This is a genomic window from Paenibacillus sp. 1781tsa1, assembly GCF_024159265.1.
Lineage (GTDB): Bacteria > Bacillota > Bacilli > Paenibacillales > Paenibacillaceae > Paenibacillus.
On the sequence record NZ_JAMYWY010000001.1, the window covers coordinates 3,558,098 to 3,571,830 of the forward strand.

At 42.8% G+C, this 13,733-nt stretch carries 13 protein-coding genes; 8 read left to right on the forward strand and 5 right to left on the reverse strand.

Annotated features, from left to right (window positions below):
* The 3 genes from NKT06_RS15695 to NKT06_RS15705 are packed head-to-tail and all read left to right on the forward strand — an operon-like array spanning position 1 to position 4,286.
* Positions 1-894, forward strand: a complete 894-nt coding sequence (locus tag NKT06_RS15695; protein ID WP_253436150.1) for a carbohydrate ABC transporter permease — start codon at positions 1-3, stop codon at positions 892-894.
* A 36-nt stretch (positions 895-930) separates the two neighbouring features.
* Entirely contained in the window at positions 931-2,559 is a 1,629-nt protein-coding gene (locus tag NKT06_RS15700; RefSeq protein WP_253436154.1) for a glycoside hydrolase family 13 protein, read from the forward strand.
* A gap of 59 nt (positions 2,560-2,618) precedes the next feature.
* Entirely contained in the window at positions 2,619-4,286 is a 1,668-nt protein-coding gene (locus NKT06_RS15705) for a glycoside hydrolase family 13 protein (protein WP_253436157.1), read from the forward strand.
* Between the two features lie 138 nt (positions 4,287-4,424).
* On the opposite strand, the gene NKT06_RS15710 is transcribed toward NKT06_RS15705, so the two are convergent.
* The 3 genes from NKT06_RS15710 to NKT06_RS15720 form a co-directional block, all read right to left on the reverse strand.
* Positions 4,425-4,706, reverse strand: coding sequence for a GNAT family N-acetyltransferase (locus NKT06_RS15710; protein ID WP_253436160.1), 282 nt, complete (start codon positions 4,704-4,706; stop codon positions 4,425-4,427).
* Entirely contained in the window at positions 4,699-4,950 is a 252-nt protein-coding gene (locus tag NKT06_RS15715) for a (4Fe-4S)-binding protein (RefSeq protein WP_253436164.1), read from the reverse strand. Before NKT06_RS15715 ends, NKT06_RS15710 begins: the two co-directional genes overlap by 8 nt.
* A 225-nt stretch (positions 4,951-5,175) precedes the next feature.
* Positions 5,176-6,948: a methyl-accepting chemotaxis protein gene (locus NKT06_RS15720; protein WP_253436167.1), complete on the reverse strand. Its 1,773-nt coding sequence runs from the start codon at positions 6,946-6,948 to the stop codon at positions 5,176-5,178.
* A gap of 516 nt (positions 6,949-7,464) precedes the next feature.
* On the opposite strand from NKT06_RS15720, the gene NKT06_RS15725 reads away from it, so the two are divergent.
* Both NKT06_RS15725 and NKT06_RS15730 read left to right on the forward strand, forming a co-directional pair.
* Complete coding sequence (locus NKT06_RS15725) at positions 7,465-8,325, forward strand: DUF421 domain-containing protein (RefSeq protein ID WP_253436170.1); 861 nt, start codon at positions 7,465-7,467, stop codon at positions 8,323-8,325.
* A 222-nt stretch (positions 8,326-8,547) separates the two neighbouring features.
* The gene (locus tag NKT06_RS15730) at positions 8,548-10,287 is read left to right on the forward strand and encodes an ABC-F family ATP-binding cassette domain-containing protein (RefSeq protein ID WP_253436173.1); all 1,740 of its coding nucleotides are present in this window, start codon (positions 8,548-8,550) and stop codon (positions 10,285-10,287) included.
* 196 nt (positions 10,288-10,483) lie between these two features.
* Here the strand turns inward: NKT06_RS15730 and NKT06_RS15735 are convergent, their stop codons facing one another.
* Both NKT06_RS15735 and NKT06_RS15740 read right to left on the reverse strand, forming a co-directional pair.
* Positions 10,484-10,867 carry a collagen-like protein gene (locus tag NKT06_RS15735; RefSeq protein ID WP_253436176.1) on the reverse strand — a complete coding sequence of 128 codons (384 nt, stop codon included), beginning with the start codon at positions 10,865-10,867 and terminating at the stop codon, positions 10,484-10,486.
* A 322-nt stretch (positions 10,868-11,189) separates the two neighbouring features.
* Complete coding sequence (locus NKT06_RS15740; protein ID WP_253436179.1) at positions 11,190-11,357, reverse strand: spore coat protein; 168 nt, start codon at positions 11,355-11,357, stop codon at positions 11,190-11,192.
* A gap of 159 nt (positions 11,358-11,516) precedes the next feature.
* On the opposite strand from NKT06_RS15740, the gene NKT06_RS15745 reads away from it, so the two are divergent.
* The 3 genes from NKT06_RS15745 (at position 11,517) to NKT06_RS15755 (ending at position 13,455) form a co-directional block, all read left to right on the forward strand.
* Positions 11,517-12,128 (forward strand): DUF2239 family protein, encoded by a 612-nt coding sequence (locus NKT06_RS15745; protein WP_253436183.1) that lies wholly within the window; start codon positions 11,517-11,519, stop codon positions 12,126-12,128.
* 88 nt (positions 12,129-12,216) lie between these two features.
* Complete coding sequence (locus NKT06_RS15750; protein WP_253436186.1) at positions 12,217-13,122, forward strand: alpha/beta fold hydrolase; 906 nt, start codon at positions 12,217-12,219, stop codon at positions 13,120-13,122.
* Positions 13,123-13,308: 186 nt separating this feature from the next.
* Positions 13,309-13,455, forward strand: coding sequence for a hypothetical protein (locus NKT06_RS15755; RefSeq protein WP_253436189.1), 147 nt, complete (start codon positions 13,309-13,311; stop codon positions 13,453-13,455).
* Positions 13,456-13,733: the final 278 nt, after the last annotated feature.

Genomic DNA, 13,733 nt, shown 5'->3' on the forward strand with positions numbered 1-13,733 from the left:
GTGTCCTATTCTGCAAACTTTAAAGAACGAATTGGCCGGTTTGTCATCTATGCCATTGTGATTATGCTGGCATTGGTCTGCCTTCTTCCGTTATGGAATATCGTTGCCATATCATTCAGCAGCAGCGAGGCGGTATCTGCCAATGCAGTAGGTCTCTTTCCCGTCAATTTTACAACAGCAGCGTATACCAAAATTATCGATGATGCTCAGTTTTGGCGTTCCTTTGGCATATCTGTTCTACGTGTCGCACTTGCCCTTGTGCTTAATATGATTCTGATTATTTTGATGGCTTATCCGCTATCCAAATCGAAGCGGGAATTCAAAGGCAGAAACATTTATATGAATATCATGATTTTTGCCATGTTGTTCAGTGGAGGTATGATTCCGACTTACCTGCTGATCAAAAATCTGGATATGCTGAATACGATATGGGCACTTGTCCTGCCAGGCGCTGTGCCGATTTTCAGTGTCATCCTCGTGATGAACTTCTTCTCTGCTGTACCTAAAGCGCTTGAAGAAGCAGCATTCATTGATGGGGCCAATCCGCTTCAAGTCTTGTTCAAAGTGTATGTTCCCGTGTCCATTCCAGCGCTGGCGACAGTTGCCTTGTTCAGTATTGTGGGGACGTGGAATGACTTCTTCAGCGGTCTGATCTATATGACCAAAGTCAGCAATTATCCGCTAATGACCTATATTCAGTCCCTTAACGTAAACATTGCCGATTTGCTTCAAGCCGGCACGAACTCCAGCGAACTCAGCAATTTGACCGAAATTTCGAACAAAAACCTGAACGCAGCCAAAATCGTGGTCGCTGTTATCCCGCTGTTGCTGATTTATCCGTTACTGCAAAAATACTTTGTGACTGGCATTGTCGTAGGATCGGTCAAAGAATAAAACCACGTTTACGTGTGTTAGAAAGGTTGATGGAACATGGAAAATAAAAAATGGTGGAAAGAAACCGTTGTGTATCAAATATATCCACGGAGCTTTCAAGATCATAACGGAGATGGCATCGGCGACTTGAAGGGCATTGTATCCCGATTGGATTATTTGCAAGAACTCGGCATTGGTGCGATCTGGTTATCACCTGTTTGCAAGTCTCCTCAGGACGATTACGGTTATGATATTTCAGATTATCAGGATATCGATCCGATGTTTGGGTCTTTGGAAGATATGGAAACGTTAATTCTTGAAGCCAAAAAACGAGATATTCGGATCATCATGGATCTGGTGTTGAACCATACATCGGATGAACACCCATGGTTTCAAGAAGCCAAAAAAGGCAAAGACAATCCGTACCATGACTACTACGTCTGGAGAGATGGTGTTGAAGGAACACCTCCGAACGACTTGGGGTCCACCTTCGGTGGTTCAGCTTGGGAATGGGTGCCTGAAATCGGGCAATATTATTTACATCTATTTTCCGTCAAACAGCCAGATCTCAACTGGGAAAACCCGAAAGTCCGGCAGGAGATATACAACATGATCAATTGGTGGATCGACAAGGGTGTTGGTGGTTTCCGACTTGACGTTATCGACTTAATTGGCAAAGAACCGGATGCAAAGATTACGGGTAACGGACCAAATCTGCATAAATATATCAGGGAACTAAGCAAGGAGACGTTCCAAAACGCGGAAGACCTGCTGACCGTAGGAGAGACGTGGGGCGCCACTCCGGAGATCGCCAAACTGTACAGCAACCCGGACGGCAGCGAGTTTTCTATGGTATTCCAATTTGAACACATCAGCCTGGATGAACAAGAAGGCAAAGGAAAGTGGGATCTTAAACCTTTGGATGTGTTGGAATTGAAAAAAGTGATGTCCAAATGGCAGACGGAGCTGGAAGGCGAAGCCTGGAACAGTTTGTTCTGGAACAACCACGATCTGCCCCGAATTGTCTCGCGTTGGGGGAACGATGGAGAATTCAGGATCGAATCGGCTAAAATGTTGGCTACCCTTCTTCATGGCATGCAAGGCACGCCTTATATTTATCAGGGTGAAGAATTGGGTATGACGAATGTAAAATATGCGATTGAGGATTATCGAGATATTGAATTGCTCAATTTCTATAAGGAAAGAATGGGGAGAGGTTATCCTGAAAGCAGCGTGATGGAGTCGATCTACGCCAAGGGCCGCGATAACGCACGAACACCTATGCAATGGGATACTTCTGATAACTCAGGTTTTACACGAGGGGAACCTTGGATTAAGGTGAATTCGAATTATAAGCATATCCATGCCGAGGAAAGTTTGAATAATCCCGAATCCATATTCCATTATTACCGGAAGTTGATTCAACTTAGAAAAGACCATGAAGTCATTGTATATGGTGATTATGAGCTGATCTTTCCAGAAAACCCAGAAGTGTTTGCCTATACCCGCACGTTGAATGGTACTACGATTTTGGTGGTGTGCAATTTCCAGGGGTATACAACCGAACTTTCGCTTCAGGAGCATTTAACAAAGTCCAATCAACTTTTGATATCCAATTATACAGGTGAACTCTCAGAGAGCATATTACGCCCATATGAAGCAAGAATGTACCTTATTCATAGTTAAAGCATACTACGTAATACGTTATATCATGTTCAGTTCTCAAGAAAGAAGGATTATATTCAATGAAAAGAGTATGGTGGAAAGAAGCAGTAGCCTATCAAATCTATCCAAGAAGTTTTATGGATTCCAACGGAGATGGTGTTGGTGACATTCAGGGGATCATATCCAAACTGGATTATATCCAGGATCTCGGTATTGATTTGATATGGATCTGTCCGATGTATAAGTCACCCAATGATGATAATGGTTATGATATCAGTGATTACTGTTCCATTATGGATGAATTCGGCACGATGGCAGACTTTGACCAATTACTGCATGAAGTGCATCATCGCGGCATGAAACTTATTATGGACTTAGTGATTAATCATACAAGTGACGAACACCCGTGGTTTATTGAATCCAGAGCTTCGCTGGATAACCCCAAACGAGACTGGTATATCTGGAGAGATGGGAAGAACGGAGAGGAACCGAACAACTGGGAGAGCATCTTTGGCGGTTCTGCCTGGGAATATGATGAAGCATCCGGGCAGTACTATCTTCATCTGTTCTCCAAAAAACAACCGGATTTGAATTGGGCAAACAAAGATGTTCGTAAATCAATATATGAAATGATGAATTGGTGGCTGGATAAAGGGATTGATGGGTTCCGTGTTGATGCCATTAGCCATATTCATAAGGAAGAGGGCCTCTTGGACATGCCTGTTAAAGAAGGCTTCAAATACATCTCTTCTTTTGAAAAACATATGAATGTCAAAGGAATCCAGAGTTATCTGCAAGAAATGAAAGAGAATACATTGTCCAGATATGACGTGGTGACTGTTGGGGAAGCGAACGGAGTAAAGGTAGAGGACCAGGAAGATCTGCTGGATTGGATCTGTGAAGTCAGAGGGAAATTTAATATGGTTTTCCAATTCGAACATCTTGACCTCTGGAAAAACAGCACGGACAGAGAACTGGATATCCTCAAATTGAAAAACGTCTTGACCAAGTGGCAGAAATCCCTGGAAAACGTCGGTTGGAATGCTTTGTTTATTGAAAATCATGATCAGCCCCGCAAAGTTTCATCTTGGGGAAATGACAGTGCATATTGGTATGAAAGTGCCACTGCGCTTGGCGCCATGTACTTTTTCATGCAAGGTACGCCTTTCATATATCAAGGACAAGAAATAGGCATGACCAACGTGGCTTTCCCTTCGATAGAAGATTATAACGACATAGCCGATCGGAATCTATATCAGATCAAACGTGAAGAGGGGATGTCGCATGAGGAGATCATGAACATCATCTGGGCTTCAAGTCGCGATAATTCCAGAACGCCGATGCAGTGGTCTTCGTCCAAACAGGCCGGGTTTACCACAGGTAAGCCATGGTTAAAAGTGAATGACAACTACGTCAATATTAATGTAGAGAAACAACTTCAGGAACCACGTTCCATCCTTCACTTTTATAAACAAATGATTCAGCTGCGAAAAAAACACGATACGTTGACTTATGGTATCTATGAGCTTCTTATGCCGGATCATCCAAGTGTATATGCATATACACGTACACTGGCAGACCAACAGGTGCTGGTCGTCAGCAATCTTACCGAACACATCGTGGAGCTTGAGGAAGATGAGCTTGGCCTCAACTTCTCGGAGATCTGGCTTACCAACTATGAGAATGGCATGCTGCCACTGGTGTTGCGACCGTTCGAAACAATCGTTGGTTTAAGCGATAACGTATAAGCAGGAAACGTAAAAAAGCGTCTATATCAGTTCTGAATGATATAGACGCTTTTTATTGTTGTTTGGCAGGAGTATCAAAATTCGCCAATAAACCGTTACATTTGATAGCCACATGAAATTCAGCAGCGAATGTTAGTTTTATTGATGGAGAACATCCGCGTATTCGGAGATACGTTCGAAACGACCCTTGGCAAAAGGGCATAAAGGTAAAATCTTAATACCGTTTTCCCGCGCGTATTCCACCATAGCTTTGATAAGTTCATCCCCAAGCCCTTGTCCTCTATATGCATTTTCGACCAATGTGTGATCAATAATGTATAGTTCTGGACTTGAGATTACATACGTCATCACCGCAGCAATATCGCCGTTATCTTGAATCAGAAATCTTTTATTGGCAACTTCATGTTCTACATTATGCATGTTCATCCTCTTTCTTTGTTGAGTATTCATCATTCACAAGCTTGTACGTCAACGCTCCGCTTGGACATGTGTCGATATGCCGGGCAATGGCCTCCGAAGTCTCACCATCAGGGTCAACCCAAGGACGCTTGCTTAAATCAAAAACAGCAGGGAGGCCCTTTACGCAAATCCCGGAATGAATGCAGACATCCGAATTAAACATGACCTCGATATCTTTACCGTAGTATACCTTTTGTTTACTCATAATTACTCACATCTTTCGCGTTGAGTTTGTTTACAGAACTATAAGTTCAGGCTTACATGGCAAGCAGTATCTGCTTGGCTCTCAATGTCCGAATTATAAATGAGGAATCCTTAATTAGTCAACGTGACAAATCTCCTATTACGTTGGTGGATGCTGTCCTTTACAGATCGTTTTCTTCCGGAGTGTATATCTCATCGGCCTCGTACGCATCATCTAGCAACACCCTTAATGTGATGGGGGAACTGATTTAGTCACTTCGATCTGAAATTGATCAGAATAGGATTTGAGGTTGCCAGCAAGGCCGGCGAGCTGCCCGGAGATGTTCGACAGTTCACTCGCTGATCGCTGCTGCTCTACAGCACTGGCCGTGACTTCTTCAGCCATGGCTGAAGTTTCCTCGGTTGCAGAAGCGATATAGCTCAGGTGCTGTTCCACCTCTTGTCTAATGGAGTGCATATCCATCGTCCGGTTTTCTAAACGCTGAGCAAGCTCATGCACTTCAGTCGATAACTTGCTAACCTGTCTGAACGCCTGAAGGCAATCCGCGATCTGTTCTTCCTGTTCCTTAACCGCCACCATGTTCGCTTCAAAATGATTGCCCATCCGGTGAATTTCTTGAACAAATGAACCCAGGATCACATCAATCTCCTGGATCGAACGTTCGGACTGCTGAGCGAGCTGTCCCATTTCACCAGCAACGACCGCAAATCCTTTACCCGCCTCGCCAGCACGGGCTGCTTCGATTGAAGCATTCAGCGAGAGAATCTGGGTTTGTTTCAGGATATTGTGGATTTGTCCACTAATGGAGGATGCGAGTTCCGATTGAGTGGTTAGAGACCTGGAAATTTCCTGCTGATGCTCAACCCGCTTGGCATTCTCCCGGCCTTTCTCAAGCAGAACCTCATGTTCACGTGTAACTTGTACTTGTACGGCAGACAGCTGCTCTGAAGTATGGGTAAACTGTTGCACATAAGAACCTACTTCATCCATAATTTTGCCGAGATTCTCCGAATGCTGTACGGAATGTTCGGTTTCTTCTGCCTGTTTCATGGAGCCTATAGCAATTTCCTCGATTGCTCTGGAGAGTTCTTCAGTCTGACGCTGGTTCGTCTGAGCCGTTTCCGCAATATTGGCCGAGGACTGCTGGAGCATATTCGAACCTTGTTGTATTCCCATCAGTATGTTCGTCAATTGCGCAACCATGACGTTAATCAGATCACTGATGTCACCGAGCTGATCGTTGGTCATATGTGTGGATACAACTTTGAGATTCCCATCCGCGACCTGTTCCAGGCTTGACTTAATATCGCGTACTTGTCTGAGGATGCCTCTTACCACCAATAGCATCATGACCAGCGATAGAATCAGTACAACCACGAAAATCGGTATAATGGTCCGATAGGCATTATTCACGGATATCGCGGAGACTTGATTCACCGCTTCAGCAGATATATCAATGCCCAGATAGCCAATAATCGCACCTTGCGAATCCTTGATTGGTGTAAAGGAGGACAACAGCTGTCCCCAGGTTGGATCGTCTACAATACCTGTTGTGATGACTTCTCCACGTAATAAGCGTTCCTGAATCTGGGGGTTGAATTCCATTGCAGTGCCGTACGGGCTATATTCAGAATCATCCCAATTCGCTCCATCCACAGTGTAGATCCACCCGTCCGAAGTTTTGTTATACATATAAACATATAAGGCTCCCGATTGAAGCCTAACTTTAACGAGTTCGTCTCTAAGACTTTTGTATTCACTGCTCTCTTCTGAGGCAGTAGAGGCTAGTGTCTTAATTAATTCCGATTCCTGACCTAGTTGAGAGGCGGTATTCACAGCAAGCTGCTGATTGTTATGCTGCATGGTCATTAATGATGCATTTTCACTGGAGTCGATGGTGGTCCACATGATTAGACCGCCCATGGCCAGTAGCGGAACCAGAATGATCAAATACAGTTTGAACCTTAAATCCATCTTTATTTTGCGAGTCTGTCTCACGTTCGGTTCCCCCTTGGATGTAAAAAAGTAAATATGGTTATTCGTATAACCCCATACTATTTATCGTAATATTGCAGGGGGAAATGAAGACTAACCCTAAATTTGTATATACATATAGGTTACAAGGCAGAAAACTGGAACCTTATTCATATTAAGTTTCATTTGATTGAGATTAAAATATAGAAAGTATTCTATTTTTGGAGTGAGGGCAATGGCTACAACACCTTGAAAACACGGAGATCCAAGAGTTTGACCGGGCGATACATCGACTATAACTTCTCGCTGCTTCAGACTAAGATCGAGTTACAAGAAATTGCGGTTCTGAAGCTGAAGAAATTGAAAGATACGACGTTTTGCTAAATATATTCTCAATCATTTCTGTCTGTATCCATTCCGAATTAAGAGCATCAGGTAGAAATAAATGTTCTTTGCATACAATCTTGAACTCATGGTAATTATAACCTTTAATAGTGATCACCCAAGTACCTTACTTTCAAAGAGAAAGGAACATTTAACGTGCCAGAATGGTTAGAAGTCGCATTTCGAACATTATCTGCCGTAACAATCCTGTTCATCATCACCAAAATTCTAGGCAAGCGCCAAATTTCTGAATTATCCTTGTTTGAGTATATAACAGGTATAACTCTAGGAAACTTGATTGGTTATATTTCGTTAGATACAGATACAACTTGGTATTTGGGATTTATCGCACTTTTTGTATGGGTTTCCGTGTCAGCGGGGGCCGAGTATTTTACGTTGAAAAGTAAAAAGTTTCGTGATGTTGTAGATGGAAAATCAACGATTCTTATTGAGAATGGAACAGTAATTGAAAAGGCATTAAAGAAAGAACGATTGACGATCGATGAATTTCTGGAACAACTTCGAAAAAAAGATGTGTTTAGAGTTGCCGATGTTGAGTTTGCAGTCATGGAACAAAGTGGAGACATCAGTGTGATGTTAAAGAAAGAATATCAGCCACTCACAGCCAACTTATTAGGCTACCATATTTCTACTGAAAGAGAGCCAAGTACGATCATCATGGATGGGCATGTCTTGCCAGACACTTTAAAAGCAGCAGGATTGAGCGAAGAGTGGGTAAAAAAAGAGCTTCGCAAGCTTAATTTAACTCTGGATCAAGTTTCAATTGGTCAGGTGGATGGGAAGAGAGAACTCTCTGTTCAGACAGGTACAGCTTCTTTGCCCAAGCCTGCAAATTCAAGTCCGAAAGATCAAATTACGGAGTTAGTGAAACAATTACAAGATGATTTAATATTGCGAAAGCAACTTGCATCAAATGATAAGGATCGACTCAAATATCAAGAAGCATTAGATCAATTTCAAACGGCAATGCACGCTTATCAAAAACAACAATCATAGCGTTGATTGATTGGGATATATATGATCAATCAGGGGAGAAATGACACTTTTCATTAACTTCAGTCAATTTCTTAAACAAAATGTTCAATATCGTAGTTTTGAAGTGAGGGTAAGGGCTACAAATGGATTGTGCTTGGTGGTAAACAGTGTTACTCTAAAAGTCTGTGTTCGACAAATTATTTAATAATAATCACCAATTTAGTTATAAAGAAAGGTAACACGATGATAAAAGTTGAAAACTTATCCTTCTCGTTCCCGCAAAAGGAACTATATCAAGACATTTCATTTACGCTTGAAGAGGCGCAACATTGCGCTTTTATAGGAACAAGTGGCAGTGGGAAAAGTACACTGATCGATATATTGATGGATCCGGAAAGATATCTGTTCGATGGCAAGTTAGAGATAGACCCCGATTGCAAAATCGGGTATGTGAGTCAGTTCTCGCAAGTCGATAACACGAAAGAAATGACTGTTTTTGAATATATCGGAGAAGAGTTCATCAAGATACAAGATGAAATCACAGCCCTTTATGCGGAAATGGCAACGACATCGGATATGGATTCGCTGCTGGAAAAGGTTCAATTGGCTTTGGATGCCTTCCAGGCAATGGATGGGGATAATTTTGAAAACACCATTAATAAACAGCTAAATCTGGCTAACCTCATGAAGCTAAAAGACCTTGATGTATCCGAATTAAGCGGCGGGGAATTCAAACTTATTCAAGTAATGAAGGAAATGCTGAATCGTCCAGACTTAATGATCATGGACGAACCCGATGTATTTCTAGACTTTGAAAACCTGAATGCACTTAAAAAATTGATTAATTCCCACAAGGGAATGCTGCTCGTTGTTACGCACAATCGCTATCTTTTGAATCATTGTTTCAATAAAATAATACACCTTGAAAACACGGAGATCCAAGAGTTTGACGGGCGATACATCGACTATAACTTCTCACTGCTTCAGACTAAGATCGAGTTACAAGAAATTGCGGTTGCTGAAGCTGAAGAAATTGAGAGATACGACCATATCATCGACAATCTCAGAGAGATCGCCACGTATAATTCAGAAGCCTCCAGAGGCAGAGCGTTAAAAGCCAGAGTTAGGTTTCAAGAGCGCTTGGAAGCACGTCGAATTAAAGAGCCCTTTGTTGATATCAAACAGCCGAATATCCATTTTGGCATCGAAAAGGAAATGGAAGACACCGTTGTGGTTAACGTCAATAACTATAGCGTTTCCTTTGACGAATTACTTTTGGAACATGTGAACTTTGAGATCAAATCGACAGATAAAGTAGCCCTGATCGGTCCAAACGGTACCGGGAAAACGACGTTACTCCGCGAAATCTTCCAAAATAATCAGGATTCTATTGAAATAAATGCTGAAGCTACATTGGCTTATTTATCTCAGTTTCAAGGCGAAATGCTCAAGGATTCGAACACCATACTAAACGACTTTATTGATGCAGGGTTTCAAACATATGATGAGATTAGATCGCATCTTTTGCACTATGGCTTCGAAGGAGAAATCCTTGATCAAAAGATAGAGTCTTTATCTGGTGGAGAAAAAAATATGCTTCAATTGGCTAAAGTTGCTGCCAGTCATGCCAACGTATTGCTTCTTGATGAACCGACAAGCCATTTAGACATCTATACACAAATCGCATTGGAGAAAGCTATTGAGGAGTACAAAGGTGCGATTCTCATGATTTCTCATGATTTCTATTCTGTTGTAAATGGTATGGATTATGTTTTGATCATTGAAGACAAGACGATTACTAAAATGAGTATACAAGAATTTAGAGAGATGATTTATACGAGTCATTTTAATGAAGACTATCTAGAAACGGAACAAAAGAAAAAGTCTGTTGAAATGAAAATCGAATTGGCTTTAAAAGATACTAATTTTGAACTTGCAAAAAGTTTGGTAGATGAGCTAGAAAAGCTGATTAAGTTGCTTTAATTCGTCTGCGTTCAACGATGTGACCTTAACTGCTGGTGGGATAGTGATTCTTATCCAATGGCTGTGTCAGTAAGCGAGAAGAGGGGCGACAGCCCCTCTTTTTTTCGTTTCGTCGCAGTTGCTCTAGACTAGGGGAATCCTCCATAAATCTAAATCCCCCTGTATGCAGATTGATCCGCATACAGGGGGATTACTTCTAGAAACAGCTAAACGAACTGATTCGCTGCAGATCAATGCCGGTGTATAGCCAGAAGAATCCATTCCAGCGGAAACCAGCCACCGAATTTCTACCTACAAATACCGGGTACATCCAGAAGCCGGGACCACGATCCGGCCAAATATATGTGTAGCGAAACAGACAGCCGGATATGGCCCTTGGATCTACAGCATACAAGGTAGCGGGTTGCTGTGGAGTGAATGATGGTGGCGGCCCGGGAGGTGCCTGCACGCCTTGTGGTCCGCCGCCTCCACCCCCGGGAAACGATGGCGGACCAGGCATTCCACCCGGTCCTCCTGGTCCTCCGGGAAACCCAGGTCCACCAAACCCTCCACCAGGTCCAAAAGGAGGTAAAAATGTCATATCACATCACTCCTGTTCATTAGTCTAATGTATTGTATGTAGGCCATTGAACAGGGGAATGGGTGGGAGCCTATAGAAGGCCGCTAATATTCAAGTCGAAAGGTCTAGCAGTTATCACTTAGCAGATCGGTTCGGCCGTGTCATGGGAGGTGGCGGTCGTGGATCTGCCATAAAAAACGAAGGAAAAGGAACGCTTGAATAAGCTTGTTTCGTGAAGCAACCGAAAAAAGGGCGGGGTGTACCCGGCTTCTCTCATTGTTGAAATTCTTGACACAGGAACATTTTTGTTCTCAGAAATCTCTGACTAAAATCAAAAACGGTGTCAGGACTGAATATTCATAGCAGTCTGAATGTTTTTCAGATCGAGCTGAATTAGTTCAGGAATATGGTAAGGGTGGTATAAACCATGCTGCACCATGTAATTTGATATTTTTTCATGAGAGTCTATGGCTTCATCGAGCTGTTCATCAAATATTGGATACGGGTGCACCCAATTTTTCTGAGCCTGTTAAAGGAGGCGCAAAATTAGTTGCTGTAAAAACAAATACGATTAGAGACGACATAATAATAATTATACCCGGGTAATATTGACTATGTATTTTTACCCGGGTATAATTATTGAAGAAGGAATGAAAAAGGAGGGTATAACATGCAATCTTCACCTGCTCAAATTAGCTGTACTGCCTTTTTAGAGAAAGATTGTTTGGCCAAAGGTACAATACAGCATGTTGTCGCAACCGTAAAAGATACCCTGGAGGACAGTAAATTCGTACAATTGCTTATTTTTGACGATTTGACGGGTAAACCACTGGATATTGATTTTCGTGGAAACACCGTTGAGGTGCTTGAGCGGTTAAACAGCCAAGTTGGACATATACCGGATTCCAATGAACATGAACAACCTGCTCGCAGGGTTGGCCGTCCCAAGCTGGGCGTGGTGTCCGGTGAAGTTACTTTACTTCCCAGACATTGGGACTGGCTTAAAGCTCAGCCCGGAGGAGCCTCGGTAACGTTGCGAAAACTGATAGATGAAGCTCGCCGTACGGGTGAGAATGAAGGTAAAGTTCGCGCCGCACAAGAAGCAAGTTATCATTTTATGACAGCAATGGCGGGTGATTTCCCTCAGTATGAGGAGGCTTTGAGAGCATTGTATGCCGGGAATGAAGATCTCTTTTATGGATTGATTGATCATTGGAAGCCTGATATCAGAGACTATATTAAGACTTTAGCCAAGGGTGCATTCAAACAGGAAGAGAGTTGATAACCACTTCAGCGATGGGTACAACAACAGACAAAGTAGGAAAGTGGGTATGGTTACCGAAATATTAAAATTCAAGGAGAACATCACAATGAATATATTAAAAGTGAACGGTATTGAACTCGCTTATGACAGTTATGGCAGCGAAACGGATGAAGCCATACTGTTAATCGCCGGGCTGGGTACCCAGATGATCCGTTGGACCATTCCCTTTTGTGAAATGCTGGCAGCTAGAGGATACAGGGTGATTCGTTTTGACAATAGAGACACCGGGTTATCTACTCATTTTAGTCATCACGATACACTTGATTTCGAAACACTCGCCAGAACGCTTATGTCAGGACAACTCCCCAATATACCTTACACGCTTGAGGATATGTCTGATGATACGATTGAATTGTTAGATGCACTGGGTATCGCGAAAGCACATATTGTTGGACGTTCGATGGGCGGCATGATTGCCCAGCTTGTTGCCAGCCGATATCCGGCACGTGTCCTCTCGCTGACTTCAATCATGTCAACTACAGGCAATCCCGAACTTCCGCAAACTTCGCCAGAAGTCATGGCGTTAATGACTCGTCCAGCTCCGAACCCGAGAGAGGATGAGGCAGGATACATCGCTCATAGCGTAGCTTTTGCCAGACGTATTGCCGGTACAGGTTATCCTTTTGAAGAGAACGAATATCGTTCAATGATTCGAGAAGAGGTTCAGCGAGCTTATGATCCAGGGAGTATTGGACGGCAAATCGCAGCTATTGCTGTTTCTGGCGACCGTCGTCCGCAACTCGCAAAAATAGATGTGCCCACGTTAGTCATCCACGGAGCGGAAGACTCCATGTTTGTGCCAGCATGCGGAGAAGACACTGCTCAAGCCATCACTGGCTCAGAATATATGTTACTTGAAGGCATGGGACATGATCTGCCCACACAGTTGTTTGAAACTGTTGTTGATGGAATTGTACGGACAGCCCGGAGCAGCGTTAAGGATAGCATATAAATCAGATATGCTGCTCAACTTCATTTTCAAAGTCTAATACTTTATTGGATCAGAAGAAATACTTCCCTTTTACAATCATTGTCAGTACGATATAATACAAATACTAGGTGGATTACCCAGTGGTTTCCTAGGATCGTCGTGGTCTTAAGCTGCTTATAACCTAATAGATATCGGAGGTATGGTTTTATGGTGAAGAAGAAAATTTCCACAGCCCTCAGTGCAGTTTTAATTGTTTCTATGCTGGCTACGGGCCTGATTGTCGCTATCCAAGGTACAACAACGTTTGAGGTGGCGAAGTCAGCAGGGGAAAAAAAGGTTGAAGTTATTAAATAAGCGGGACTTTCCTATGAAAAAAACAGGTGCGAGACGACTCAAATGATCTCAATCAGGGGGACTCGAAGCACCTGGAGCGAAAGTTAACGGAGTCACAACACTTCAACAGGATGAAAATAGAAATGACGCTGGACAAGAACAAGAACATATTCCCTTGAAAGTCGCTATTATATAGCGGCTTTTTTTGCATGTACTCTGGGCGGAAAGGGGATAGGAGGGTATAAAACAGTCGGACAAGATCTTGTCCCGAGCCAAGTACAGGATCTTGTCCCCATTAT